A 26994-nucleotide genomic window follows, 5' to 3' on the forward strand; every position below is an offset into this window, starting at 1 on the left:
CATTCGTCTCCGTTCGGGAGGCGTTGCCGCCGAAGCGGGAGGGAAGTGAGTTCTCAGCCGGCCGCCGGAGGCGACGGAAGGCCCCACTGCGAGAAGTCCGTCTGGCCGTTACCGCTCTTCGTCAGGAGGTCCTTCTTGCCGGACGTCCAGGCAATCGCGATCTTCTCGCCACTCGAAATTTCGACGGTGCCCTTCACGCGGTCCTTGTTGTCCTCGACGCATTTGAGGAGGATCGACTTCTGCTGAAGAAGGCCCTCGCACGCCTGCCGCTTCTGACCGTCCGCGGACTGAAAGGCGAGCATGACCTTTTTCTTCTGGACGATCATCGCGACCTTGTCGACGTCGGATTCTCCGAGCCATCCGCCCTCAAGGCTGTCCGTCTGGCCGCTTGCGCCGGCCTTGCTCGGAGTTGCGGGGGTGCTCGGGACTTCCTGGACCGCGCTCGTCTCCGGCGTCGACGGCTTTTCGTTCGACGCGTCGTCGGTGGAATCGTCGCTCTGGCAGCCGGTCAGCAGGACGACACCGACTCCGGCGGCAACGCCGATCTTCATGAGGTTACGCATTCCGTGCGGACTCCTTCATTGGAATTGATTCGACTCCCGCGGTGGCGTGGCTGCTTGCGGGGCCGTTCTCACTGATTCCGAAACGTTGGTGGAACCTACGAAGCGGCCCCGGCGCATACCAGGCCGAGCGGCCGAGCAGTCGCATGGCGGCAGGCAGCAGCACTCCGCGTACGGCGATGGCGTCGATGAGGATGGCCAGACCGCTGCCGAGGCCGAACATCTGCATGAAGCTGACCTTCGCCGTGGCGAAAGCGAAGAAGCCGACCGCGAGGAGACAGGCCGCGGCGCTGACGATCTTCCCGGTGTGGCCGAGGCCGTGGACGACGGCGTCCTTGGTGCTCTCGCCCTCGTCGTGGAGCTCCTTGATCCTGCTGGTGACGAACACCTCGTAGTCCATGGACAGACCGAAGGCGATGCAGAAGAGCAGCACCGTCATGGACGTGTCCATCGGCTGGGCAGTGAATCCCAGCACGGAGCTGAGATGGCCGTCCTGGAAGATCCAGGTCATCGCGCCGATCGCCGCGGCCAGGCTGATGATGTTCAGGGCCAGCGCACGGACCGGCTGGACGATGCTTCCGGTGAAGAGGAAGAGCAGGATGAAGGTGGTGACGGCGACCAGGCCTCCGGCCAGGGGGAGCCGGCTCGCGATCGAGTCCTTGGTGTCGAGCAGCTCAGCGTCTCCGCCTCCGACCAGGACCTCCTTGGCGCCGGCGGGCGCCGCGACGTCCCGGACCGTCCGGACGAGAGACTGCGCGTCGTCCGACTTGGGCGGAGGGGTACCGATGACGGTGACCCGCTGCGCGTCGGGGCGCTCCAGGGCTTCGTTCGCCGGGCCGGGGGCCTGCGCCTTGCCCTGCGCGTAGGTGCCCGTCGCCGCCTCGACGCGAACGACCCCGTCGAGGAGCGACAGCTTCTCCGCGTACGCGTCGACAGCCTCGTAGTTCACGGACCCGTCGGCCACCACTTGGATGGCCGCCTCGTCATCGCCCGCGAAGTCCGCCTCAAGTGCCGTGGACACCTGCCGGCTCGCGGCGTCCTCGGGAAGGACCCGTTCGTCGGGGGTACCGAACGTGACGCCGAGGAGTGGAGCAGCGGCGAGCAGGAGCACCGCGAGCACCGGCACGCTGGTCAGCACCGGCCGGCGCATCACGGTCCCGGCCAGCCGGCCCCAGAACGGTGCGCGTCGGCGATGACGGTCGGCCTTGGGCCAGGGGAGCCTGCCGCTGTTGATGCGATGTCCCAGCAGCATGAGCAGGGCGGGCATCACGAAGAGGGTGCCGACGGCCGCGATGACGACCACGCCCACACCGGCATAGGCGAACGAGCGGAGGAAGTACTGCGGGAAGACCAGGAGCGCGGTGAGCGCCACCGCGACCGTGCCGGCCGAGAACACGACCGTGCGTCCCGCGGTGTGCACCGTCGTTCGCACCGCGTCGGCAACGCTCGTCCCCAACGCGAGCTGCTCCCGGAAGCGGCTGATCATCAACAGTGCGTAGTCGATGCCGAGTCCGAGCCCGAGGGCGGTGGTCAGGTTGATCGAGAAGACCGACACGTCGGTGACGCTGCCGAGGAGGGCGAGTTCCGCGAAGGTCCCGGCGACCGCCACCGTGCCGATGGCGAGCGGCAGCAGCGCCGCGACCACGCCACCGAACACGATGAGAAGGAGCAGCAGCGTCAGGGGGACCGCGATGATCTCCGCGAGGAGGAGGTCCTTCAGTACCTGCTCCGACAGTTCGGCGCCCACCGCCGTACCGCCGCCGGCCTTGACGGTGAGTCCCTCGTACCGGCCCGTGTAGGTGTCGATGATGTCGTGCGCGTGCTCTTCCCGCGTCGACTCGTCGCCCTTCACATGGGCGAGGACCATGGCCGAACGGCCGTCACGGGCAAGGAGCGAGTCGCTCTGCGTGTCCCAGTAGGAGACGATGTTGCCGAGTTCGGGTTCCTTGCGCAGATCGGCCACCAGTTGTCGGCCGTCCTGCTCCACCGCCGGGTCGGTGACGCGCTGCGTGCCACTGCTGACCAGCAGCACCAGGTTCGCTTCCCCGCCGAACTTCTCGTCGATGACCCGACTGGCCTGTGTGGACTGCGAGTCCGGGTCGTCGAAGCCGCCGCCCACGAGCTTCCCGAAGGCGCCCACACCCACGACGCTCATCGCAGCCACGAGGACGGAGGCCACCACAAGCACAGCTCTGGGCCACCGAACCGTCAATTCCGCAACGCGGTCAAACATGTCCATCCTTTGATCGAGGGGATCTCGCGGAGGCGGATCCCGGTACGACGCCGTTCGGCTGCGCGCAGACAAGACGCGGGACCGGCCCGGGAGTTCGATCCCGGCGACGTGAGCTGGCTCACAGCTGCGGGGTGGTCCGCGGCCGGCCTTACGATGAGGCGTGTCTTCCCGGAGCCAGGACCTCACGGTCTCCTCGGCGAGCGCCTGGGACGAGGTCTTCACCGGCCTCCACGGCGCGAGCCGCATCAAGGTGCCGGATCGCCGCGCTCCGTGGGCCGGTCGCCTGGAGTGGCAGCGGTCGAAGGTCTACGGCCTCGCCCTGTGCGCCGGCGGTGAGGAAGTGATCGACAGGGACACCCGGCACATCCGGTCCGACCCCCGGGGCACGTACGAACTCCTCGTACCGCTCGCCGGGACGGCCTGGGTGGAACAGGGGTCGTCGTCCGGTGAGATCGGGCCCGGCACCATGGTGCTGTGCGACATCGACCGCCCGCTGACGTTCGCGCACGGTGACGATCTCGTGGGGCTCTCCTTCCTCATGCCCGGCCAGAACGTCGTCGGACGCAGCCCGGTCGCGGCCGAGGGGCCGCACATACTCAGCGGCGCCGGCGGACTGGGCCGAGTCGTGCGGCAGTTGACGACCACACTGCACGAGGAGCGTGAGCAACTCTCCGAGTCGACCTTCGACATCGCGTGCGACCGGCTGCTGGACCTGGTGTGTCTGGCAGCGGAGGGCGGCAACGATTCGGCGCCCACCGGGCAGCGAGCGACGGTCGAGGCCGCGATCCGGAGTTACATCCGCGAGCATGCCTGCGACAGGGACCTGGACGTCGTCGGCGTCGCGCGGGCGCTCGGCTGGTCCGCGCGCTATGTCCAGCAGGTGCTGCAGGCGGCCAACACCACCTCGCGCGACCTCATCCGCCGCGAACGGCTGAACGTCGCCCGAGCCCGTCTGGCCGGCGCGAGTTGGGCCACGTACTCGATCGCGGAGATCGCCCATTCCTGCGGCTTCGGCAGCCATGCCTCGTTCGCCACCGCGTTCCGGTCGGAGTTCGGGATGACGCCCCGCGAGGCCAGACGCGGCTAGCCGTTGGACGGGCTGAAGTACCGGCGGGGATTGTCGACCAGCATGGTGGTGAGCTGCGCCTCGGTGACGCCGGCGCGACGCAGCGCCGGAAGCACCTCGTCGTGCAGGTGCGTGTAGTGCCAGTTCGGCGCGATCTGCTCCCGTACGCCGGGCGGGAACCAGTCGATGTGGCACGACGCGTCGTGCGACAGGACCATCCGCTCGGCGAACCCTTCGTGCGCGAGCGTCGCGACGGTCGCCACTCGCTGGTCGCCGGGCAGCAGGATGTCGAGGCCGAAGCGGTCCATGCCGACGTACGAGCCGTTGTCGATGAGCTGGTGCAGATAGTCCAGGTCGGCGGTGTCGCCGCTGTGGCCGATGACGACCGCCCCGAGGCCCACGCCTTCGCTCCGCAGGACCTCCTGTGCGACGAGGCCCGTACGAGCACCCGCGCTGGTGTGCACCGTGATCGGGGCCCCGGTCCGCAGATGGGCCTGCGCGACCGCTCGCATCACCCGCTCGACTCCCGGGGTGAGTTGGTCCTCGATCGCGCACTTCAGGAACGCGGCCCTGATGCCCGTGTCCGCGATGCCCGTGGTGAGTTCACGGACGAACAGGTCGGTCATGCGCTCGGGCCCGCCGAGCATCGTGCCCGGCCCGTGGTACCGGAAGAAGTCGGGGACGTCGGCCAGCGTGTAAAGGCCGGTCGCCGCCACGATGTTGAGGTCGACCTGCTCGTTCACCAGGGCGACTCGTGAGACATCGCGTCCGAGCCCGATGACGGTGGGGTCGACGATGGTGGTGACGCCCGTCGCGGCAAGCGCCTTGAGCCGGGTCACCGCGTCGCTGATGTGTTCCTGCTCGTCCCAGGTCTCCGGAAGGGCCTGCCGGAGTTCCTCGCTGAGAACGAAGACGTGCTCGTGCATCAGTACGGCGCCGAGGTCACTGGCCGCCACGGGGCCGCGGACAGTCTGTACCTGCGGGGTCGAGGTCATGCGGATCCTTCGATGCTCGCCCGGGACCGCCCGTCGAGCGGGCGGCCGGGGTGTGGTGGGAGAGGACTGCTGGCGGAACCGTCGCTCCGAGGACAGTCCCGGGTTCGGCCTGGTGACGACTCTCGCAGGGCCGTGGGACGCCGTCTTTCGCGTCGGCGCGCAGTCCTTTCGCACAGGCGTGATGCCCGGCGGGGCCGCCGAGACGCACAGGCGTGATGCGCGGCCGGCGCCGCCGAGCCGGACATCACGTCGACCGGGCCACAAGCATGAACTCCAGGACCTGCTCCGCGAGTTGACCTGAAAGGATCACCTACCGGCGGGAGTAGAGCCGATCTCCACCACGCGAGCCCACGCGGGCGGCGTGTCGGGGACGTACTCGGGATCGTCCTCGTCCCACGACCCGGAGGCGTACGGCTCGGAGTCGTACGACCGTGGGAACAGACCGACCACCGTCCGGCAGGACGGCTGCGCGCTCGGCCAGGGTGTCTGACCGTCGGTCAGGACCACGATGACGTCGGGCCGCGGCCGGGTACGGAGCGCCTTGGCGAAGCCCGTGCGCAGGTCCGTGCCCCCGCCGCCCAGCAGCGGAATCCCCTCGGCACGGCACAACGGATGCACGACCTCGGCGGACGCGTCGCACGGCAGCACGGAGACCAGGTCCCGCCGGCCGCCCACGGCACGGGAGATCGCGGCAACCTCTCTGAGAGCGCTGCCCAGTTCGGCGTCGCTGACCGAGCCTGAGGTGTCGATGATCACGGAGACCCGGGGCGGCCTGCGCCGAAGACTGGGGAGCACCACGCCCGGCAACCCGGCCGACCGGCGTGAGGGACGGCCGTAGCTGTAGTCCTGGCCCGCGCCGGAGCCCGAGGTCGCCGAACGGATCGCCGCGCCCAGCAACTCCCGCCACGCCTGGGGCGGTTGGAACGCCTCCTCGGCCCAGCGCTGCCACGCCTTGGGGGCGTTCCCCGGACGGCCCTTGATGCCCTGCGCGACCCGGAACCGAACCGCGTCGCGTTGCTGCGCGCTGAGGCCGTTCGCGCCGTTCGGCCCCAGCTCCCACTCCCTGTCCAGACCGTCCGCCCCGCTGCCGCAGTCCAGCCAGGCGTGGTCCTGTGTGCGCGGCCCGAGCCGGAACTGCCGCAGGTAGTCCTCCATGAGCTGGCCCTCGGGCAGCCCCAGGGTGCCCGGCTCGACGACGTGCTGGGGCCAGGCCAACCCATCGCCGTACACGTCGTCGTTGATCTCGCAGTCCGCGGCGATGTTCATCCGCAGCCGTTCCCCGGGGCCGGTCAGTCCCCGTTCCTTCGCGACCCTGTCACTGCGCCCGTGGTGGTCGCGCAGCAGGTGCGACACCTCGTGCACCCACACACCGGCCAGTTCCTCCACCGGCGTGCGATCCACGAACGCCGGTGAGACGTAGCACCGCCAGTGCCGGTCGACGCCCATCGTCGGTACTGAACGCGACTCCACGGTGTGCAGGGCGAACAGTGCCGTCGCCAGGTAGGGCCGGGCCCGCGCCGCCTGCAGCCGGGCGGCGAAGAGCTTGTCGAGGTCCAGCGCCCTCGGCGGCTCCGCGATCACCGGCTCGCCCTGGTGGCGACCGCGGCCCGGGCCGCCGCCAGGTCTGCCCGCCGGGAGATGGACACCGCTCCGGCAAGTCGTTCGATCGATGCCGGAACGTCCCAGTCCTGCTGACGCAGCGAGGCGAGTGTGGTCGCCGGGACGACCACCAGGTCCGGGGCTCCGGTGTCCAGCGCCCGCACCAGAAGCGCCCACGCGGCGTCCCAGCGCGCCTTGTCCGGGCGCTTGCGAACAGCGGCCACGACACCGTCGAGCACGGCCTGGCGCAGATCCCCTCGCTCGGGCAGGGCGGCGGACTCCGGGTCGGCGAGCAGCAGTTCGGGGTCCGGGAGGTCCATACGGTCCAGGCCGGCCAGCAGTTCCAGACCGGGGCCGTCGCCCACCGTTCCCCTGACGAGCAGGGACAGCACCTCCCTGGAGGAACCGGCCGCGGTCGCGAAGGCGATCAGGCACAGGGTCATCTCCCAGCTGCGGGGTGACGGCCAGGGTCCGCCCCGGCGCGTCTCGTTGCTGGGCAGCCGGTGTACGAGTCCGGGGCGGGCGGAGAGGAGTTCGCACACGGCACGACGGGCGAAGCTCACGGCCTCCGGCAGCCGCTCCGGATCCAGCCGCGGCAGGGTGGCCCGCGGCCAGGTCCCACCGAGGCCGCGAACCACCACGTCGTGGTCGTGGGTCCACTGGAGATGGACGAACCGGTTGGCCAGGGGCGGGCTCAGCTCCCAGCCGTCGGCCGCCGAGGACCGCGGATTGGCGGCGGCCACGATACGTACGCCGGGCGGCAACTGCAGGGCGCCGATGCGCCGTTCGAGTACGAGGCGAAGCAGCGCGGCCTGCACGGCAGGGGGCGCGGTGGACAGCTCGTCCAGGAACAGCAGCCCGCGGCCTGCCCGTACCAGTCGGACCGCCCAGTCCGGCGGGGCCATCGGGACGCCCTGTTCCGCGGGATCGTCGCCGATGACGGGCAGCCCGGAGAAGTCCGACGGCTCGTGCACGCTGGCGATGACGGTGGTCAGTGGAAGGTCCAGGGACGCGGCGAGTTGTGTCAGCGCCGCGGTCTTGCCGATACCCGGCTCGCCCCACAGGAGGACGGGCAGGTCCGCGGCGACGGCCAGTGTGAGGGCCTCCAGTTGGTTGTCGGGGCGCGGTTCCGTGGTGGTGTCGCGCAGGCGGGCCAACAGGTCGCCCGCGATGTCGAGTTGGGAGATGTGCGTCGGGTCGGAGGGTGCGCTGGGCGCGGCGAACGGGCTGTATGAGGGCATGTTTGATCACCTGAGGGTTCGTGGAGCGGCGAGTGAGGCAGGGCGAATGGAGGGAGGGGTGAGTAGAGGGGAGGGCTGAGTAAGCAGGGGTGAGTAGAAAGCGGGGAGAGATGCCCCTGGATCAGCGGCCGGTCGTGTGGCGTGGATGAGAGCGGTGGCCGGGAGGGCGAGGCAGGCTCGGGCGGACGCGGTCGGGTCCCGGGCCGGCGAGGTCCGCCCGGAAGAGCCCGTAGAGGATGCGCCGCCGCGCGGCCTTCTCCAGTTCGTCCCGCAGCGCGCCGCCGCGCAGCAGTGCGTCGGGACCCAGCAGGCCCTCGACGACGGCCAGCGCTCCGACGATGTCACCGTGGTGGAGGCGTTCCCGGACACCGGTGAGGCAGTCCGGATGACGGTGGGCCGTGTCGATGATCTGGAGGCAGGGGAGTGGTGTACCGGTCAGCTCGGCCAGGAGTTCCTCCCGGCGGATCTCGCCGGGGTCGTGGTCCAGCGGGGACAGGACGCCGTCGACCAGGCCGATCCGGTGCTGTTCTCCCCGGCACTCCACGAGGTGCGGTTGCCCTGGCAGGGCGGGCGCCCGCCCGGGGGTCCGGGAGGGACCTCTCGGGGAGTGGGAGTGGTCCGGTGCCAACGCCGAAGCGACCAGCGGGTGCAGTTGACCGATCTCGATCGAACCACTGCGGATCAGTTCCAGGTCGGGCAGCGTCCAGGTCGCCGCGTCGGGCAGGACCGGCAGCGCGGCGGTGGCCCCTTTCGTGGGCGCCACGGCGAGGGCGAACCCGGGCGACCCCGCGCCCTCACCGCCCGCGGCCAGGTCCAGCAGCAGCCGCTGCCCGGATCCCACCCGCACGGCGACGGTACCGGTGGACCGTCCCTCGGCGCGGAGCAGTATCCGGGCCTCTGCGGCCCACCGGTCGACGGCACAGCGCGGATCCCACGGCACCGGCTCCAGTACATGCGGGTTCACCAGGCGGAATGCCTCGCAGGCATTCACCAGGGCAAGGACCTCGCCGACCGCCCGATCGGCTCCCGACCGGACCCGTAGCTCATCGCTCCTGCGCGCGTCCCACAGATGACGGTGCAGATCGAGGCGGAACCGCCGGTTGGGGCGGGGATGCGGGTGACGGCGGGTGCCCGTGTCGGCATGGGACCCGTCCCACAGCGCGAGGCTGATGCGCTGACCGGCATCCGCCCAGGCGGGAGCCGTCCGGACCACCAGACACACCGTGCCGGGGCTGTCACGCGTGCCCGGGCCGTCACGCTCCTCCGCGTCGTACCGCGTCAGAGCGATCGTCAGACCCGGGCGCAGCAACCCGTGGGGAGCGATCCTCGGCATGTGCCAGCGCAGCAGGTCGGGCGCCAAGTGGCGGAGATCCGCGCGGACTTGGGCGGCGAGGTCCCGGCCTCGGGTACGGGCCAGGGACCGGAGATCGAGATCGACATCCACACCGGCGGCGGCGCACGCCCCGGCCCAGTCCCCGGCACGGCGACGGGCGGACGCGGTCTCGATCATGGAGGGCGGCACGGCGAACTCCCGCACGCGCGGCCAGAAGGAAAGGCGGAGATCCTCGTACGCGGTGTCAGTGAGCATCAGCACTCACCTTGCGCGGACGGGACCCCCATTCTGTCAACAGAGTGAGTCGTCATCGCGAGCGACAGTAGCGCCCCCGCGCCGACCTGTCAGGTGGTTTTCCGCGGCGGTCAGTTCGGGCCATCTGGATCCGCAAGGGCCTGGAGCACGGCGGCCACGGCCTGCCTCAGCCGCGGGGACGGGTCCGAGGCGAGGGCCACCAGCCGGTCGTGCAGCGCATCGCGGCCCGGCGGGGCGTCGCGGTCCTGCGGGCCATCGCCGTCCGTCGGGAGCGCGAAGCCGACCTTGAGCCACTGCTGCAGAGCGAGCGCGGCGCTGTACCGGACCGGCTCCTGAGGGTCGTCGAGCCCCCGCACCAAGCGGCGTACGTCCTCCTCGGCGCCGTATTTGTTGTGACCCGGGCCATCGAGGTCTTCCGGGACGAGCAGCGGGAGCACCGCGGCCCGGACCTCGTCGTGCACCTCGGTGCCGTCGGCCAGGCGGCGCAGGTCCGGCAGGGCATCAGGCAGCCCGATCAGGGCATAGCCCGTCCGCCAGGCGGTGCTCGGCTCGGCCGTGAGGCGATCGACCAGGGCACGGGTCACGGGCCAACGCTCCCACAGGCGCAGTCCGTTGTAGACGGCTGCGCCCAGGCCGTCGACAGCACCTGCCTGCACGTCCGTGTCCGGGTCGTCGAGCAGGGGGAGCAGCAGCCACACGGCGTCCCATCTCCCGCACTCGCCGATGGCTTTCGCGGCGGCGGCACGGGTCGGTGCCGGTACGGCCGTGTCGGTGAGGACGCCGCGCAGGTGCTCCACGGCGGCCCCGTTGTCCACCTCGCCCAGCGCGCGGGCGGCAGCCGGACCGGCCACGGCGTCGCGAAGCCATCGCCGAGCCGGGCCGATCAGCCGCTGGTCGCCCGGCTGTTCCAGAATGCCCAGTAGGCGCTCAGCCACGGCCGGGCTCCGCTCGGCGTCGAGCGCGGCGGCGAGGGCGTCACGAATCCGCGGTGTCTCCACGCCGGACAGTCGCCTCGCCACCGCGATCCGTACATCGGGTGACGGGTCGCGCAGCCCCGCGAGCAGTGAGTCGATGAGTCTCTCGGTGCACCGGCTCGGCAGCAACGTGAGTGCCTCTACGCGTGCGGCGCCGTCGCCGTGCCGGGCCGTCCGGATCACCTCGGCCTTCACGGCCGGATCGTCCCTCAGGTCGTAGATCAGACTCCGGGCCCGTCCCCACACGGCTCCGTCCGGATCGCCGAGCAGGCTCACCAGCGACGCGACATCGCCGGGCACGCCCAATGCCGTCAGGCCGACGAGAGCGTTGATGCGGACGTGATACTCCGGGTCGTCGAGCAGTTTCGTGAAGGCACGCACGATCCCGTCACCGCGCAGCTCAAGGTGGATCGTGGCGAGTGCGGCCCTGCGGCGTACCCATGGATCCATGTCGCCCATCAGGAGCGGCAACGCCTTCTCGCCCGCTTCCGGCACTCCGAGCCGGCCGAGGCCGATGGCCGCGGCCTCGCGGACCTGGGGCACCGGGTCACCGGCCAGCTCGGCGAGCACCCAGGCGTGCTCGCGACGGCCGACCTTGCCAAGCCCCTTCGCCGCCGCCACGCGACGCTGCGTATTCCGAACTGCCAACTCGCGCAGGAAGAAGGCGATCTGGTGCTCCGATCCCATGTCACACCCCGGAAAGGAAGACCTCCGAGCCGCTCGGAGGTTGTACGGCCCGACCGGGTCCGCCGAAGGTCACAGCGCGCGGGCGAAGGAGTCGAGGACGGCGAAGTCGGTGTCGAGCAGCCCGACCCGGGCGTCGACATGATGGAGAAGCGCCGGGCCCCCGTGGTGCGAGGCGACGAAAGCGCGGTCGGTGTCGTCGAGGTCGTCGTCGACCCAGGCGAACGGGCGGCCCTCGGCGTGCGCGACCAGGTGGCGGGTCTTCCAGAACGTGCCGTCCGGGCGTATGTCATGTGTCGTGGGCCAGTCCACCACCGGCAACTGCGGAAGGCCGATGACGGGCCCGATGAACGTGTTGGCCTCCGCGCCCCAGGTGGTCGCCCACACCAGGTCGTACCGCTCGCCCAACTCCCTTAGGCGGGAGCCATGTTCAGGGTTGAGCCACACCCGGAGCGGCTTCACGTAGGCCCGCGGCGTACGGGGGTGCTGGGCGATCCAGCCCTCGGGCTTCATCCGATGCGTGGCATACCCCGCGGGCCGCCGGTGCGGCTTGGCGGCGTAGGGGTTGAGCGGCCCGTCCACGTCGAGGTAGAGAAGCGGCCGGTTCATGCCGGTACCCCCGTTTCCATCGCTGCTCCCGCCCCCGAGGTTGGCTTGTCTACGCGACTCCCGGCCAGGTGGCGGTCACCAGCCAGAGTCGGGCTGTCAGCCGTATACCGGTGTCCGACTCGTAGGCGCGGAAGGCGTCGACCGCCGCAAGCCGGGCACGCTCCGTGGCCTCGGGGTCGGCGTCCCGCAGCCAGTGCCGCATGGGGCCCCAGCCGAAGAGGAAGGTCGCGGCGTCCTCCGCGTCCGCGCCCCACAACTGACTCCGTTCGACCGCCTCGGCGTCGGCATCCTCGAAGCCGGCGTCGCGCAGTACGCCCGTGGTGCGTTCGGGGTCGGCGAAGGAGGCAGGGCCGGTCTTCGTGTCCTGGGACAGGTCGGGCAGGGGCACATGCTCGGCGACGGCGGCGAGGATGACGGACTGTTCCATACGGCTGAAGGCCTGCGGACAGACGAAGGCGAGGCGTCCGCCCGGCCGCAGCGCCCGTCCGATGTTGGCGAACGCGGCCACCGGATCGGCGAAGAACATCACCCCGAAGCGGCTGAGCGCCACGTCGAATCCCCCCTCGGGAAAGGGATACACCTGGGCGTCGCCCTGTACGAAGGAGACGTTGTCGAGCCCTTCCTCGGTGGCGCTCGCCCTGGCCCGCTCCAGCATCGGCACGGACAGATCGACGCCGAGGGCACGGGCTCCTCGGCCGGCCGCGAGACGGGCGAGACGTCCGTTGCCGCAGCCGATGTCGAGTACCGCGTCCGTGTCCTTGATGCGGGCGGCGGCCAGGAGAGGCTCGTTGGCGGCGTCGTTGAGATTGTCGTAGCGCGTCTGGTGGGCGGCCCAGTGGGTGCCTTCATAGCCGTTCCAGGCCTCGGCCTGATGGGTGTTCACGATCGTCGCGTCCGTCATACGTACATGGTGACGCCCGGCTTTGTCCCATGTCACCGTCTGGGTGGGGTGGGGTGCGGCGGCGCGAGGGCGGCGGTGTCAGGGGGATGTGGCCGCCTGGAGCTGATCGCGGTATGCGCGGGCCGAGGTCATCAGACCGTCCAGGGCGTCGCGGGTCTGGGCGAGGTCCGCGATGTGAGCCGTGAGCCGATCACGTTCCTGACCCATGCGTTCGAGGGCGGCGTCCGAGTGTTCCTCGCTGGGCGAGTCGACGCAGGGGAGCAGTTCGGTGATGGTGCGGCTGGACAGTCCTGCCGCGTACAGCCGCTGGATGAAGGTGACGCGCTCGACCTCGTAGTCCGTGTAGTGCCGCTGGCCACTGGCGCTGCGGGTGCTGGTGAGCAGGCCCTGCTCCTCGTAGTAGCGCAGCGACCGGACGCTGACCCCGGCCCGTTCGGCGAGCTCTCCGATGCGCATGTCGTTCTCCCCGCTCCCGGCTGTTGCCTGTGCTGTTACCTACGACACAGGCCTTGCCTCTGACGTCAATGTCAGGTTTTAGCGTAACCGCTGTGCCCGGGACCCGGGCCGACGGATCGCGAAGGAGTCCTGAAGTGACGAGCCTGTTCCAGCGCCATCAGCTCGGCGAACTGACGCTGCCCAACCGCGTCGTGATGGCCCCCATGACCCGGGTGAGGGCCGCTTCCGGCGGCCTGGCGACACCGTCGATGGCGACCTACTACGCCCAGCGCGCGACCGCCGGGCTGATCGTGACCGAGGGCGTCCAGCCGAGTCTGATCGGGCAGTCCAACCCGGGCACGCCCGGTCTGCACACCGACGAGCAGCAGGCCTCGTGGCAGCAGGTGACGGACGCCGTGCACGCCAACGGCGGACGGCTCTTCGCCCAGCTCATGCACGGCGGGCGCGTCTCGCATCCCGACACCACGGGCACGCGGCCCGTCGGCCCGTCGGCCGTGCCCGCCGTCGGCGACGTGTTCACGCCGACCGGGCCCCAGCCGGCCCCCGTACCCCGCGCGCTGGAGACCTCGGAAGTCCCGGAGCACGCCCGCTCGTACGCCGACGCGGCACGCCGGGCCGTGGACGCGGGATTCGACGGAGTGGAACTGCACGGAGCCAACGGATACCTGATCTCACAGTTCCTCTCGTCCAACGCCAACCTGCGCACGGACGGGTACGGAGGCTCCGTGGCCCACCGGATCAGGTTCGCCGTCGAGGCGGCTTCCGCGACCGTCGAGGCGGTCGGCGCGGCGCGCACGGGCATCCGGCTCTCCCCGGGCGGGACCTTCTGGGGCGTGCGGGACACGGAGGTCACCGAGCTCTACACCGCCCTGCTCGGCGAGTTGGCGCGACTGGAGGTGGCGTACGTCCATCTCGAAGCGACCGCGGACGAAGAGGTGCTGGTGGCGCTCCGCCGTGCCTGGCCGGGCACACTCGTCATGAACCCGGTCGTCCCCATGGGCCCCAAGCAGACCGGCCGGTCCGAGGCCGACCACTGGCTCGGTCTGGGCGCGGACCTCATCAGCTTCGGCCGCGCCTTCATCGCCAACCCCGACCTGGTGGAACGCCTGCGCACGGGTGTGCCTGTCGCGCCCGTCGACGAGGCGACCTACTACCAGGGCGGCGACGCGGGGTATCTGACGTATCCGGCGCACCAGTACAGCGCCTGACGGCGGCGGTTCGACCGGGACCGGGCGGCGCGCCCGACGGCGCGCCGCTCACCGGCTTCCGAGCCGGGTATCCGGTCGCCTCGGTCAGACGATGGCGCGGTCCAGTTCGTCGAGTCGGCCGGTCTCCAGATGTGCGATGTCACCGTCCGAGTCCAGGGCCGCGTCGAGGAGGAAAGCGAGCGAAGTGCCGTACACCGGGACTTCGCTCGGCTCGTCGACGAGGTGGAAGCGCGGGCGGTTCGTGTCTTCACCGTCCGACGGCACCTCCTCGATCCGGCAGACGACCCAATGAGTGGTCCCTGCAGGGGAGTTGTCGACAGCGCCGAGACTCCGGCCGTCCGCGAGGTCGATGATGACGGCGATCGAGTGCGCGCGGTGGCCGCGCCACACCGTGCGGCGGTCGGCGATGGGCCGCAGCCGCCAGGCGCCGTCGAACAGTGTCGCCGAGCCGACACGACTGTAGAGGGCCACCACGTCCGCGCACCCCTCGAACCAGAGCCCGTCCGGTGACTGCGCGGGGGTGGTGGCATGGTCACGCACGATCCGGTCGATCACGTCGTCCATCTCGACCGCCGCCGACGCGAGATGCCAGCCCGCCACCGGCCGCAGCGACCCGTCGTCGTCCTGGCCGACACCCACGAGCCCGGCATGCAGGGCGACCACTCGATTGTCGCCTTCCACCCGGTCGTTGATGTGGACGATCAGCCGTGACAGGGTCGCCGGCACGTCGTCGCTGCGCACTCCCGGGCCCGTGTAGAACATGCCGTCGAGGGTCAGGTCGCGCGGTTCGTCGAGGGGGAGTTCCAGCAGTGGATTCGGCCTCGTGACGGCACCGTCGCGGGTCAGGTACGGATAGAACCGTGCGATCCACCCGGTGACCACCTCGCCGCCGTAGGCGTCGACCGGGCTGTAGATGCGGCGCCAGAACGCGGTGTCGATGTCGCCCGCCGCGGCACGGACGAACTGGTCGGCTATCGGGACGAGCGACCGGCACCACGTCTCCATGCCGAGATCGGCGACCGCGTCCAGTCGAGCGCGTATCCGCTGCCAGTCCTCGACCGTGCCGGCCAACGTGATCGACGGGATTCCGCAGACGAAGGTCATCCACAAGGCGAAGTACGGCGCGTACGCGTCGAGCATGACGATGCGCCCCGCGACCCGCTCGACGTCGGTACTGGTGGAGAAGTCGCACTCGAAGAGGTCGGCGGTCGTGCCGTTGCCGTCGATCTCCGCCGCGAGCAGTTTGTGGAACAACTCCACAGCGTCCTGCCAGGAGTTCGGGTCGTGCGGCATCGGCCCGTCGACGGTCACGGTGAGCCGCTTGCGGCCCGCGTGACGCACCAGCCGTGGCCGCAGTTCCTCGGCGTGCAGACGGATGTGCTGGGCGAGGCCCTGCGCGATCGTCAGCCACACCGCGTCCGGAGTCAGCACGAGCCGACGATGATCGGCGAACGCCCGCCCCACCGCCCCGAGCAGCGGATGCACACCGTTCGGCTCGACGACCGGCGTACGGGGGTCACCACCGACTGCGAGCGCGTCCACGACCAGGTCACCGAGAGGCCGCGTGGGCAGTGGCTCTGGAGCGGGCGTCACATCGTCGATCTCGAAGGTCACCATCGCGCGATTCTATTGAGTTCCGGGCTCCTCGGTGATCAGTAGGCTGACCCCGTGGACGCGGGCGAGCATACGGACGTCATGGGTGCCGGAGTGGACGATCAGGGCTGGTCCAACACCCGTGCCTGGGTGGAGAAGACGCTGGGTGAAGGCGATCGCATCAGGGCCGTCGTCCCGCTGCGTGGCGGCTGGACCTCGCAGATGCGCCGTCTCGACATCGAAGGGAGGAACGGCGAACCCCGGTCGCTCGTCCTGCGGTCGTTCGTCAAGCCCTTCTTCGTCAAGCACGCGCAGGGGCTGCTCACGCGCGAAGCGGACATGCTGAGGTTCCTCGCGGAGACACATGTGCCGGTAGCCGACTTCCATGGTGTGGATGCCCTTGCGGAGCACTGTGACCACCCCTCGCTCCTGATGTCCTTGCTGCCCGGACGCGTCAGGCTGGACGACGACGAGGACGTCCCGCGCAGGACCGAGCTGCTGGCTCGACAACTCCTCGACATCCACGGGCTGTTCGTGCCGACGGGGGCACGACCTCGTACGTACGAGGCCTGGACGGCAGCCGATCGCGTGCGGTTGCCCGAAGGCACGCGGCGGCCCGAGCTGTGGCGACGCGCCGTGGACGTCATCCGTCGTCCGCCCCCGCCCTACCGGCCTTGTTTCCTGCACCGCGACTTCCATCCCGGCAACGTCCTCTTCACGGGCCACGGCGCCGACTTGGCGGTCACCGGCGTCGTGGACTGGGTGGAGACCTCCTGGGGTCCGGCCGACCTGGACGTGGCCCACTGCTCCACCGCGCTCGCCCTGCTGCACGGCGTCGACGCCGGAATGCGCCTGGCCGACGACTACTTGGCGGCCGGGGGCATGCTCGACGGGGATCCCGGAGCTCACCTGTACTGGCGTCTGCTGGATGCCCTGGCCTTCGCACCGGACGCGGAGAAGGTCGCCGGGCCCTGGCGGGAACTGGGCAGGCATGACCTGACACCCGCGACGCTCACCCACCGGCTGGAGGACTACGTCCAGGCACTCTTCAGCCGCTACGGATGACTCCGCTACTGATGCTTCAGCTAGGGACGACTCAGCTACGAATGACTCCGCTGCGTATGACTCAGCTAGGGCCGACCCCGCTACGAATGACCGCGCCCGACCGCGCTCCGAGAACGGGTGACGTCAGCTCGGGGCGTCCTCCGGGCCGCCGTCGGTCTCCTCCACCGGTGGCATGAAGGCCCGCAGCCACCGTTCCGTCTGGGCGACGTGCGCCTCGGCCGCGCCGGCGGCGGCGCCCGGGTCGCGGTCGGCGATCGCCGTGGCGAGGACCCGGTGGTCCGCGTCGCTCTTGCGCCGCATCTCCGGGCCCTCGGGGAGGGTGAAGACCTGGTACTTGCGGGAGCGGGCGCGGAAGACCGCGAGCAGGGAGGCGAGCGTGGGGTTCTCGGCGGCCCGCGCCACCTCGGCGTGGAAACGGTGGTCGAGCTCCGAGGCCTCGGTGGGGTCCTCGGTCGCCTCCATGGACTCGATGAGCGAGTAGAGCGTCTTCACCGTCTCGGGGGTCCGACGCGCGGCGGCCTTGGCGGCGACGTGTGCCTCCAGCACCCGCCGGATCTCGTAGACCTCCAACAGGCCCGACAGCGGCAGGAGTTCAAGGGTCAGGGAGAGGCTCCCGATGACGTCCTCGGGGCGGAGCTGGGAGACATACGTGCCCGAACCGTGCCGCGGCTCCACCACCCCGAGCGCCGCGAGCATCCGTACGGCCTCACGCAGCGGACCCCGCGAAACGCCCAGTTCCTCGCCGAGCTCGGCCTCGGGCGGGATGCGGTCTCCCGGGCCCAGACGCCCCGTCGCGATCATGTGACGCAGACCGTGGAACGCCTTGTCGACTGCGGACATCCGATTCCTCCCCTGACGGGCCGGCGGCACCACCGAGACCCTCGGGCACTGTAGTCAGTCATCTGATGTCTCGGATGTATCGGCCGGGAGTCATCTGATGACTTTCGCTGCACGACCCTTGCGAGGCCGGAAAACGACTGCCAGGATGCCGAGTCATCATACGTGTCGCCGTCATCCTCTGATGTCTGGCGGCACTCGGGTTCGGTAGATGTGGAGTGATGTGAGCGAGACCGAGGTCACCACCGCCCCGCGTCCCCTGCTGCTGGCGGACGGCCGGCCCGCCGCCCGGGCGTGGTCGCTGGACCCCGTCATGAAGCACCTGAACCACGGTTCGTTCGGGGCGGTACCGCTGGTGGCGCAGGAGCGGCAGAACGAACTCAGGGCCGAGATGGACAGCTCCCCGGTGGTGTGGTTCCCCGCGCTGCCGCAGAAGATCGCCGACGCCCGGGTCGACCTCGCCGCCTTCCTGGGGGCCACCCCCGACGACCTCGCCCTCGTGCCCAACGCGAGCGCCGGAGTCAGCGTCGTACTCAACGCTCTCCCGCGCCGTCGCGGCGGCGCGATCGTCGTCACCGACCACGGCTACGGAGCCGTGACCATGGGCGGCGAACGGCTGGCCAGGCGCTGGGGCGGCGAGGTCCGCACCGCCCGGGTGCCGCTGGATGCGGACGAGGAGCAGGCGTACGAGGCCGTGATGGCGGAGGTCGACGACGCCACGGATCTCATCGTCGTCGACCAGATCACCTCGGCGACCGCCCGCCGGATGCCGGTCGAGCGGATCGGTGCGGAGGCCGCGCGGCTCGGGATCCCCCTGCTCGTGGACGCCGCGCACGCCCCCGGCCTGATCGCCGCCCCGCTCGACGGCCTGACGTGCGACTTCTGGGTCGGCAACCTGCACAAGTGGGGCTGCGCGCCGCGCGGCACCGCCGCACTGGTCGCCCGCGGCGAGCGGCGCGAGAACCTCTATCCGCTGATCGACTCGTGGGGCGCCCCCGACCCCTATCCCGATCGCTTCGACCAGCAGGGCACGGTGGACGTTACCGGCTACCTCGCCGCGTCGACGGCACTGGACTTCGTCGACCGGACCTGGGGCTGGGACACCGCACGCCAGTACATGGACGACCTGGCCGGCTATGCCGAGCGCCTCGTCGGAGCCGCCTTCGCCGAACTGGGCGCCGTCCCCGGCGTCGTCGACGTTGGCATGCCGGTTCCCGGGATGCGGCTGGTCCGGCTGCCCGAGGGGCTGGCCGGCAGCCGGATCGAGGCGGACGCGCTGCGTGACCGGGCCGCCCGGGAACTGGGCGTGGAGGCGGCCTTCACCAGCTTCGACGGCATCGGCTACATGCGGCTGTCCGCACACGTCTACAACACCGCCGCCGACTACGAGTACTTCGCCGAGGACTGCGTCCCCGTCATCGGCGAATGGGCCCGCGCGGCCCACTGACAGCCCGACGCGTCGACGGCGCGACACCGCGATTCCCCGACACCACGGCCCACGCACCAGGGCCCCCACACACCACGGCCCCCAGCCCCCGAAGCAGCAGCCAGCGCGCACGTATCAAGGAAGAGGTCGGCACGATGAGTAGAAGGACGGCAGCTCTCGCCCTCGGCACAGCCGCCACCATGGTCCTCACCGGCTGTTCCGCCATGAGCGGCGGAGAAGCCGACGGAACAGTCACCCTCAACATGGTCGAGAGCCTGACGAACCCCGCCCGCACGGACCTGCTGAAGGGCCTGATAGCGGACTTCGAGCAGCAGAACTCCAAGATCAAGGTCAATCTGATCTCGCCGCCCACCGAGCAGGCGGACCAGAAGATCCAGCAGATGCTCCAGTCCGGCAGCGGTGTGGACACCCTCGAAGTACGGGACACCACCGTGGGCCCGTGGTCGAACAACGGCTGGCTCTACGACATGAAGAAGGACCTCAAGCCCTGGAAGGGCTGGGAGGCGATGACGGAGAACGCCGTCAAGGCCTCCGAGACCGCCAACGGCAAGACGTACTTCGTCCCGTACGGCTTCTACGGTCTGAGCGTCTTCTACCGCACCGACCTGATAAAGGAGGCCGGCTTCGACAAGCCCCCGGCCACCTGGGACGAACTCCTCGAACAGGCCTCCGCCATCCACGATCCGGCCAAGCGCCGGTACGGGTACGCGTTCCGCGGCGGGGCCAACGCCAACGGCAACGCCACCGCCGTCATCGAGGCGTACGTCGCCGACAAGATCGACCCCGCCGACGGCTTCAAGGTGAAGGACGGCAGCACGATCTTCGCCGCGCCCGAGGCCGTCGACGCGATGAAGACCTACCTCAAGCTCTTCAAGGAGGCGTCCCCCAAGTCGTCGGTCTCCTGGGGCTATCCGGAGATGGTCGAGGGCTTCTCCAACGGCTCCACGGCCTTCCTGCTGCAGGACCCGGAAGTCATCGCCACCGTCTCGGAGTCCAAGTCGATCGCGAAGGACCAGTGGGACACCGCTCCGCTGGTGGCGGGGCCCAGCGGCAAGACCGTACAGCCGCTCGCCACCGCCGGCTGGGGGATCGCGGACGGCAGCAAGCACAAGGCAGAGGCCGTCAAACTGGTCGAGTTCCTCTCCGAGGGCAAGGCGTCGACGGCCTTCACCAAGAAGAACAGCCTGGTGCCGATCCTCAAGTCGGCGACCGAGGACCCCTTCTACAAGACCGGCCCCTGGTCCAGCTACGTCACCATGACGGAGAACCCGGACACGTACCTCAACGTCAGCCAGCCGCGCGGTGTCGCCTGGTGGGCGGAGTGGCAGCAGAAGGCCGACGCGGACATCCAGAAGATGGTGCTGGGCAAGACGACTCCCGAGAAGCTGCTTGACGGCTGGGACGCGTACTGGACCGAGAAGCGGCAGCAGGAGAACTGACCATGCCCACCGCGTCCGACACGACGGAAACGACGAAAACGGCGTCGGCGGGGCCCTCCGGAACCGGGGGCACCCCGCCCGGCCGCGGCACGCAACGAGGCCGCCGCAAGCCGGAGTTCACCGCCCGGCGCGGCTTCCTGATCGCCGCCTTCATGGCACCGGCCGCGGTCTTCGTGGCGGTCTTCACGTACTACCCGATGATCGCCGGCAGCCAGATGGCCTTCCGCAACTGGAAGCTGACGGACCTGACCGACACCTCCTGGGTGGGCCTGAAGAACTTCCGCGACGTCTTCGCCGACCCCGCCTGGGGCACCGTGCTTTCCAACACCGGGATCTGGGTGTTCGGTTCGATCGTGCCCCAGCTGGTGATCGGCTTCGCCCTCGCCCTGTGGCTGCGCAGGAAGTTCCGCTTCCGGGGCCTCTACCAGGCGCTGATCTTCTTCCCCTGGGCGATCTCCGGCTTCCTCATCGGCATCCTGTTCCGCTGGATGTTCAACAGCGAGTTCGGCGTCGTCAACGACCTGCTGCAGAAAGCCGGGTTGATCGACGAGCCGGTCGCCTGGCTGGCCGACCCGCAGACCGCGATGTTCGCCGTCGTGGTCGCCAACATCTGGTACGGCGTCACCTTCTTCACCATCATGATCCTGGCCGCGCTGCAGTCCATCCCCGAGGAGCTGTACGAGGCGGCGGCACTCGACGGTGCGGGCAAGGTACGCACCCTCTTCCAGATCACCATTCCGTACATCCGGGTCACGCTCGCGCTGACCGTGCTCCTGCGCATCATCTGGATCTTCAACTTCCCCGACCTGATCTTCGGGATGACCGGCGGCGGGCCGAACAACGAGACGCACATCGTGACCACCTGGATGATCAAGATCACCCAGCAGGGCGACTACGGCAGGGCCTCCGCGCTAGGGCTCATCGTCGTCGCCACGCTGCTGGTGTTCGCGGTCTTCTTCCTCCTGGCCACGCGCGAGAAGCGAGAGGTGAAGCCGTGATAGGCAAGGAGTCCACGGCGGGCCGGGCCACCAAGTTCACCTTCCTGGGACTGTGGCTGGTCTTCACCGTCTTCCCGCTGTACTGGATCACCATCACGTCCCTGAAGGCGCCCGGCGACATCTTCGCCTTCCCGATCGCCTACTGGCCCGAGCACTTCTCGCTGGAGAACTACAGCGGGCTCTTCGGCAAGGCCGACTTCGGCGTCTACCTCACCAACAGCCTCATCGTCGCGTTCGTGGCGGGCGCGGTGGCCACCGCGATCTCGATGCTGTCGGCCTACGTGCTGGCCCGCTTCGAGTTCCGCACCAAGTCCGCCCTGCTGATGGCCGCGCTGGTCACCCAGATGATCCCGACCTTCATCGCGCTGGGGCCGCTCTACCTGCTCATGACCGACCTCAACCTGGTCGACAACAGGCTCGGGCTCATCCTCGTGTACGTCGCCGTGTGCATCCCTTTCTGCACGGTGATGCTCCGCGGCTTCTTCGAGAACATCCCGGACGCGCTGGAGGAGGCCGCCATGATCGACGGCCTGTCCCGGTTCGGAGCGCTGTTCCGGGTACTGCTGCCGGTGATGCGCCCCGGGATCGTGGCCGCGTTCATCTTCAACTTCGTCAACTGCTGGAACGAGCTGTTCCTGTCGGTGACGCTGATGAACAGCGACAGCAACAAGACCGTCCCCACGGCCCTGAACGGCTTCATCTCCAGCTTCAACATCGACTGGGGATCCATGTCCGCGGCAGCGGTCCTCACCATCCTGCCCACGATGGTGCTGTTCGCCTTCGCCAGCCGTCACATCGTCCAGGGGCTCACCGCCGGAGCGGTGAAGGGATAGGCGAAGGCCTGAGGGACTGTCCCGGAGAATGGGCGCGGGCACAGGGCCGCGTGCGGCTCAGCCGCTGCGGCCCTCAAGCGCCGCGGCGATGTCGTCGAGGTCCTTGGCGATGGCTTTGCTGACCGCCCGCGCGCCCAGGCGGCCCATGATCTTGGCCAGCACGCCCGCGACGCCACCGGTCGCAACGGCCGAGAACGTCATGCGGACCGTCGTCGTCACCGGTCCGTCGGCTCGCAGCGCCCACTCCGAGATGTAGTGCGAGCCGTGGGACTCGGCCTCCACCACATACCGCTCGGGTGGCTCGCTGGCCGTCACCCACATCTCCTCGGTGGCGTCCTTGCCGAACATGCGCCGCGTCTCCCGCCACCGCGTACCGATGCCGAAGGCGCCCTCCGTGAGGACCTCGACCTTCGAGACGCTGCTGAGGACGTGCTGCATCCCGGCCAGGTCGGTGATGGCCTCCCACACCGGTCCCTGGGCCGCGGCGATGCGCCGCTCGACGACGACACTTCTGCTGGTCATGGTTTCCATGAAAGCACCAGGGTCGGACAACGGCCTGATGACCGCATGCGGGGCCCTGCGGCTCACCCTCGCCCCGCTCTCAGCTACCGACCCGACGGCCGGGCGCCTCCTGGGGCGCCCGGCCGCGGTGGTGGGTCAGCGAGTGATGCCGGTGGTGGGTCAGCGGGTGACGTCGAAGGACGCGGCGTTGGACACGAACGTCGTGTCCCCGTCCTTGGCCGCCGCGAGCGCCGAGACGTACCAGGTGCCCCGGTCCAGTTCGGCCGCCTCCTCCTTCGTGACCCGCAGTGTGTAGGTGCAGCGGGACGTCTCGTCCGTGGTGCTCGTGCACGTGGCGCTGTCCACGGACCGCAGGTCCGCCTCGGTCGGGTCGAGCTTCGAACTCGCGGGCCACGCAAGGACCTTGAGGCTTGAGATGCCCGAGTCGTCACTCACGTCCGCGGTGAAGGTGAGCTCGCCGGCGCCGCTGTCGGACGGAGCCACGTAGCGTGCCGAGCCGTTCTCCACGGTCGGCTCGGTGGCGGCGGAGGCCGAGGCAACGGCGAAGCCACCGGCGGTAATTCCGCCTACGACGAAAACACCGATGAGCGACGACACGAGAATGCGCTTGGACATGGAAGATCCCCCTGAATTCGTTTCGGAGCAGATGTTATTCACCTGCGGAAAGGCACGGAAAGCGATGCACGTAATGGCGGTTCGAGGAAAGGAAGTGAACCGCTGGTCGATCGCCTTCTCGATGGGATCGAGCCTATGGCGCGAGGCAGTGCGCGGTCCTCGCGCTGCGGGATGATTGCCGTCTCGAACCGGAGATAGAGAAAAGCCTCCGGGCAGTCCACCGGCCGTCCGTCATCCCGGCGCCGCCGCCTCTGTAACCCAGGTAAGAGAACGAAATCCGCCTCCAGCCGGAGCCGGGCCGCTCACCTGCGGCCATAGCCTTGATCCGCCATGAATCGAACTGACACCGACACCGACTCCGACACCAACCGCGGCGGTACCGGCACCGACGGCACCGGCATCGGCACCGACGACCGGCTGCTCCCGGTCCTGCTGATCTGCGCCCAGGCCGCGGTGTGGCCGGGCGCGGACCTGATGCGCGGCTCCGTCCCGCCCTCGTCCGCCCTACTCGTGGCGGCCCTGGTCGCCGGACTGGTGACCGCCGCCCTCGCGCTCCGCCGTACCCGCCCGGTCGTCGCCCTCGTCGTGGTCGCCGCCGTTTGTGCGGCGGGTGCCGGTCCGCTGCCCACCGGAGCGATGGCGGTGCTCGGAACCGCGGGTGTCGCGCTGGCCCTGTTCACCGTGGCGACCGAACGCGACACCTTCACCGCCGTGTTGTGCCTGGTGACGCTCGCCGTCTGGCAGTTGCTGTACGGCCTCACCCTGCACGGCCTCAGCGACCGGAACGGACTCGACCTCGTCCTGACGGCTCTGCTGTACGTGGTCGCGTGCGGCGCCGGTCTCCTCGTACGCAGGGCCCGTCGCGCCCGGCGAACGGCCGAACAACTGCTGAAGCGGGCCGAGACCGAGCGGCACCGCCTTCCGGCAGTCGAACGGCGCCGTATGGAAAGGGAGTTGCACGACGTCAGCGCCCACCATCTGACGGCCGTGGTGGTCACGGCCGGGGCGGCGCTCGGGCTGCGCGACCGGCGCCCCGAAATGGCCGACGAGGCACTGGAGTTCGCGGCCGAGACCGGCCGCGAGGTCACCCGGGCGCTCGGCGCGGTGCGGGCACCGGCGCCCACGCGGGAGGACCTCCCGTCGCCGGAGGAACGGCTGCGGGCTCTGGCCGCGGGCTTCCGTCGGCTGGACCAGGAGGTCGACTGCGAGATCGACCCCCTGCCGGACGGCGCCGTGGCGGACGCGGCGTACGGAATCGTGCGCGAGGCGCTGACCAACGTGGCCCGGCACGCCCCCGGTGCGCAGACGAGGGTGCTGTGCCGGTACGGCGACACGCGCACGGACGTCGTGGTCACGAGTGCGGCACCGCCGGCCGGTTCGGCGGCACACGGCGCGGGCCTCGGCGGCGGGCGCGGCCAGGGCTTCCTGCGGTCCCGGGCACGGGAGGCGGGCGGCACACTGACCAGCGGCCCGACGGCGGACGGCGGTTGGGAGGTGCGCGCGGTTCTGCCCGGCCGGACCGCCGCCCCGGTGGAGCGGTCCGCCGGGTGGAGCTACCGCCTGGCGCAGGTGACCGCCGCCGTCGGCCTGTGCGTACAGCCGCTGCTCCCGGTGCTGGTCATCCGTACGTCGACCACGTCGAGCAGTTCGCACGTGTCCGCGGGGGTCCTCTTCGCGTTGCTGGCCGCGGCACAGGCGGTCGCGCTGCTGTGGCTGCGCCGGGCGCCCCGCGCCGCCCAGGGCGTGCTGTTCGGTCTGGCCCTGCTCTGGCCGCTCGCGATGGCCACGGGCGAGTACACCGGCCCGGTCCTCCTGCCGCCGGTGCTGAGCATGCTCGCCACCTGCGCGGCGCTGGCCGCGGACGCGACCCGTACGGCTGCCGCTGCCTCGGACGAGACACGCCCCGCCGCAGGTCCGTCCCCTGCCGAAAACCGCCGGCGCGCACGTCTCCACGCCCTGCCGGTTCTCCCGGTCGCGGCCGTGGCGGTGCACGCGGTGGCGGCGACGGCCGCCGTCCTGGACCGGGGCACGACGATCCCCGCCTGGGTGGTCGCCGCGTCGGCGACGGCCGGGGCGTCCCTGGCGGTCGGCGCCGCCCGCCTGGCCGGAACCCTGCGTGGTCGGCGCGACCGGACCGCCCGTGGCACACAGGACGAACGCCTGGCCACCTGGACCGAGGAGGCCGTCCGGGACGCGTGGGCCGAGCGTCGCCGGATCGCCGCCGGGCTGGAGACCACCGTGCTGGCGCGCACCGCCGGGATGGTCGCGGAGGCGGAGGCGGGCCGCCTCGACACGACCGCCGAACGCGCCCGCGAGGCCCTGGCCGCGATGCGCGCCCTCCTCGACACGGTCCGGGAAGGTGAGACGGAGCCCGATCTACGGCCGCAGCCCACCCTCCAAGCCCTCGACCTGCTCGCCCACCAGAGCCGGGCCACCGGCCGCGACGTCGAGATACGGCTGACCGACCGCGTACCCGAGCGACTGCCCACCGCCGTGGACCTGGCCGCCTACCATGCCGCCGAGATGGTGCTGGCGGCCGGCGGGGACGAGCCCGCGATGCTCGAACTCGACGCGGACGAAGGTACGTTGACGCTCACGGCCACCGGAGTGCCCCGTGCCGCCCGCCCCGCGGTACGGGAGCGGCTGTTGGCGCGGGTCGCGGCGCTGGGCGGCACCCTGACCACCGATGCGCCGGACACGGTCCGACTCCGGCTGCCACTCGTTCCGGATCAGGGAGACGAAGAGCGGGGCCGCGAAGAGCAGAACCCCGAAGAACAGAAGCACGAAGAACAAGGCCACGAAGAACAATGCCACGATGAACAAGGCCACGAAGAGGGGGAGCGATGAGTCTCAGGGTGCTGGTCGTCGACGACCAGGGCGTCGTACGGGCGGGGTTCGCCGCCATGATCGACGCCGAGGAGGACATGACGGTCGTGGGTGAGGCCGCCGACGGCGCCGCCGCGGTACGCCTCGCCGAAGAACTGGCGCCCGACGTGGTCGTCATGGACGTCCGGATGCCCGTACTGGACGGCATCGCCGCCACCCGGATCATCACCGGCCGCCAGGACGCGCCCCGCGTCCTGGTGTTGACCACCTTCGACCTCGACTCGTACGTCTTCGACGCGCTGCGCGCGGGTGCCTCCGGTTTCCTCCTCAAGGACGTGCACCCCGCCGAACTGCTGCAGGGCATACGGGTGGTGGCCGCGGGCGAGAGCGTGCTCGCCCCGTCCGCGACCCGGCGGCTCATCGGCCACTACTCGTCCGGAGCGGGCGCCGGGATCCGGGCCGACACCGGCCCCCGCGAGCTGGACAGCCTCACCGGCAGCCAACGCAACGTCCTCACCCTGGTCGCGTCCGGGCTCAACAACTCTGAGATCGCCGGGGAGTTGGGCATCACCGTCGGCACCGTGAAGTCCCACGTGAACGCGCTGCTGCGCAAACTCGGGCTGCGTGACCGCGTACAGGTCACGATCCTCGCGTACGACCTCGGCCTCGCCCGCCCTAACCCGCCGGGCGCCCACCTGTGACTGC

General features: G+C 70.3%; 23 protein-coding genes. 9 read left to right on the top strand and 14 right to left on the bottom strand.

What is annotated here, in order from left to right:
- Nucleotides 1-53: 53 nt before the first annotated feature.
- Both AOK17_RS09650 and AOK17_RS09655 read right to left on the bottom strand, forming a co-directional pair.
- Nucleotides 54-563, bottom strand: coding sequence for a hypothetical protein (locus AOK17_RS09650; protein ID WP_055611944.1), 510 nt, complete (start codon nt 561-563; stop codon nt 54-56).
- On the bottom strand, nt 556-2793 hold the full coding sequence (locus AOK17_RS09655) for an MMPL family transporter (protein ID WP_055611945.1): 2238 nt from the start codon (nt 2791-2793) through the stop codon (nt 556-558). Before AOK17_RS09655 ends, AOK17_RS09650 begins: the two co-directional genes overlap by 8 nt.
- 160 nt (nt 2794-2953) lie before the next feature.
- Between AOK17_RS09655 and AOK17_RS09660 the strand changes: the two genes are divergently transcribed.
- On the top strand, nt 2954-3880 hold the full coding sequence (locus AOK17_RS09660; RefSeq protein WP_055611946.1) for a helix-turn-helix transcriptional regulator: 927 nt from the start codon (nt 2954-2956) through the stop codon (nt 3878-3880).
- On the opposite strand, the gene AOK17_RS09665 is transcribed toward AOK17_RS09660, so the two are convergent.
- The 8 genes from AOK17_RS09665 to AOK17_RS09700 all read right to left on the bottom strand — a co-directional run bounded on the left by AOK17_RS09665 (nt 3877) and on the right by AOK17_RS09700 (nt 12906).
- Nucleotides 3877-4854 carry a phosphotriesterase family protein gene (locus AOK17_RS09665; protein ID WP_055611947.1) on the bottom strand — a complete coding sequence of 326 codons (978 nt, stop codon included), beginning with the start codon at nt 4852-4854 and terminating at the stop codon, nt 3877-3879. The genes AOK17_RS09660 and AOK17_RS09665 overlap by 4 nt on opposite strands.
- A 306-nt stretch (nt 4855-5160) precedes the next feature.
- A complete protein-coding gene (locus tag AOK17_RS09670; RefSeq protein WP_055611948.1) occupies nt 5161-6435 on the bottom strand; it encodes a vWA domain-containing protein in 1275 nt (424 codons plus the stop codon).
- Nucleotides 6432-7694 carry an AAA family ATPase gene (locus AOK17_RS09675; RefSeq protein ID WP_055611949.1) on the bottom strand — a complete coding sequence of 421 codons (1263 nt, stop codon included), beginning with the start codon at nt 7692-7694 and terminating at the stop codon, nt 6432-6434. Before AOK17_RS09675 ends, AOK17_RS09670 begins: the two co-directional genes overlap by 4 nt.
- A 121-nt stretch (nt 7695-7815) precedes the next feature.
- The gene (locus AOK17_RS09680) at nt 7816-9282 is read right to left on the bottom strand and encodes a hypothetical protein (protein ID WP_055611950.1); all 1467 of its coding nucleotides are present in this window, start codon (nt 9280-9282) and stop codon (nt 7816-7818) included.
- Between the two features lie 110 nt (nt 9283-9392).
- A complete protein-coding gene (locus AOK17_RS09685) occupies nt 9393-10943 on the bottom strand; it encodes a HEAT repeat domain-containing protein (RefSeq protein WP_055611951.1) in 1551 nt (516 codons plus the stop codon).
- A 69-nt stretch (nt 10944-11012) separates the two neighbouring features.
- The gene (locus AOK17_RS09690) at nt 11013-11549 is read right to left on the bottom strand and encodes an HAD domain-containing protein (protein ID WP_055611952.1); all 537 of its coding nucleotides are present in this window, start codon (nt 11547-11549) and stop codon (nt 11013-11015) included.
- A gap of 49 nt (nt 11550-11598) precedes the next feature.
- Nucleotides 11599-12450, bottom strand: coding sequence for a class I SAM-dependent methyltransferase (locus AOK17_RS09695; protein WP_055611953.1), 852 nt, complete (start codon nt 12448-12450; stop codon nt 11599-11601).
- A 78-nt stretch (nt 12451-12528) separates the two neighbouring features.
- Nucleotides 12529-12906, bottom strand: a complete 378-nt coding sequence (locus tag AOK17_RS09700) for a MerR family transcriptional regulator (RefSeq protein WP_055611954.1) — start codon at nt 12904-12906, stop codon at nt 12529-12531.
- A gap of 134 nt (nt 12907-13040) precedes the next feature.
- Between AOK17_RS09700 and AOK17_RS09705 the strand changes: the two genes are divergently transcribed.
- Nucleotides 13041-14114 carry an alkene reductase gene (locus AOK17_RS09705; RefSeq protein ID WP_055611955.1) on the top strand — a complete coding sequence of 358 codons (1074 nt, stop codon included), beginning with the start codon at nt 13041-13043 and terminating at the stop codon, nt 14112-14114.
- Between the two features lie 84 nt (nt 14115-14198).
- Here AOK17_RS09705 and AOK17_RS09710 read toward each other — a convergent pair whose 3' ends face one another.
- Entirely contained in the window at nt 14199-15731 is a 1533-nt protein-coding gene (locus AOK17_RS09710) for a DUF4419 domain-containing protein (RefSeq protein ID WP_055611956.1), read from the bottom strand.
- 78 nt (nt 15732-15809) lie between these two features.
- Here AOK17_RS09710 and AOK17_RS09715 point away from each other — a divergent pair, with 78 nt between their 5' ends.
- Nucleotides 15810-16772, top strand: coding sequence for a phosphotransferase family protein (locus tag AOK17_RS09715; protein WP_055612032.1), 963 nt, complete (start codon nt 15810-15812; stop codon nt 16770-16772).
- Nucleotides 16773-16895: 123 nt separating this feature from the next.
- Here the strand turns inward: AOK17_RS09715 and AOK17_RS09720 are convergent, their stop codons facing one another.
- Nucleotides 16896-17612, bottom strand: a complete 717-nt coding sequence (locus AOK17_RS09720) for a FadR/GntR family transcriptional regulator (protein WP_055611957.1) — start codon at nt 17610-17612, stop codon at nt 16896-16898.
- 220 nt (nt 17613-17832) lie between these two features.
- On the opposite strand from AOK17_RS09720, the gene AOK17_RS09725 reads away from it, so the two are divergent.
- The 4 genes from AOK17_RS09725 (at nt 17833) to AOK17_RS09740 (ending at nt 22326) form a co-directional block, all read left to right on the top strand.
- Nucleotides 17833-19056: an aminotransferase class V-fold PLP-dependent enzyme gene (locus AOK17_RS09725; RefSeq protein ID WP_055611958.1), complete on the top strand. Its 1224-nt coding sequence runs from the start codon at nt 17833-17835 to the stop codon at nt 19054-19056.
- Nucleotides 19057-19190: 134 nt separating this feature from the next.
- Nucleotides 19191-20495 carry an ABC transporter substrate-binding protein gene (locus tag AOK17_RS09730; RefSeq protein ID WP_055611959.1) on the top strand — a complete coding sequence of 435 codons (1305 nt, stop codon included), beginning with the start codon at nt 19191-19193 and terminating at the stop codon, nt 20493-20495.
- Between the two features lie 2 nt (nt 20496-20497).
- On the top strand, nt 20498-21493 hold the full coding sequence (locus tag AOK17_RS09735) for a carbohydrate ABC transporter permease (RefSeq protein ID WP_055611960.1): 996 nt from the start codon (nt 20498-20500) through the stop codon (nt 21491-21493).
- The gene (locus tag AOK17_RS09740) at nt 21490-22326 is read left to right on the top strand and encodes a carbohydrate ABC transporter permease (RefSeq protein WP_055611961.1); all 837 of its coding nucleotides are present in this window, start codon (nt 21490-21492) and stop codon (nt 22324-22326) included. Before AOK17_RS09735 ends, AOK17_RS09740 begins: the two co-directional genes overlap by 4 nt.
- A gap of 57 nt (nt 22327-22383) precedes the next feature.
- Here AOK17_RS09740 and AOK17_RS09745 read toward each other — a convergent pair whose 3' ends face one another.
- On the bottom strand, nt 22384-22848 hold the full coding sequence (locus AOK17_RS09745; protein WP_055611962.1) for an SRPBCC family protein: 465 nt from the start codon (nt 22846-22848) through the stop codon (nt 22384-22386).
- Between the two features lie 159 nt (nt 22849-23007).
- Nucleotides 23008-23463, bottom strand: coding sequence for a DUF5707 domain-containing protein (locus tag AOK17_RS09750; protein WP_055611963.1), 456 nt, complete (start codon nt 23461-23463; stop codon nt 23008-23010).
- A gap of 330 nt (nt 23464-23793) precedes the next feature.
- On the opposite strand from AOK17_RS09750, the gene AOK17_RS09755 reads away from it, so the two are divergent.
- Entirely contained in the window at nt 23794-26310 is a 2517-nt protein-coding gene (locus AOK17_RS09755; protein ID WP_079052906.1) for a sensor histidine kinase, read from the top strand.
- Nucleotides 26307-26990 (top strand): response regulator, encoded by a 684-nt coding sequence (locus AOK17_RS09760; protein WP_055611964.1) that lies wholly within the window; start codon nt 26307-26309, stop codon nt 26988-26990. The genes AOK17_RS09755 and AOK17_RS09760 overlap by 4 nt, the downstream gene beginning before the upstream one ends.
- Nucleotides 26991-26994: the final 4 nt, after the last annotated feature.

Source organism: Streptomyces phaeochromogenes (assembly GCF_001418655.1).
GTDB lineage: Bacteria > Actinomycetota > Actinomycetes > Streptomycetales > Streptomycetaceae > Streptomyces > Streptomyces phaeochromogenes.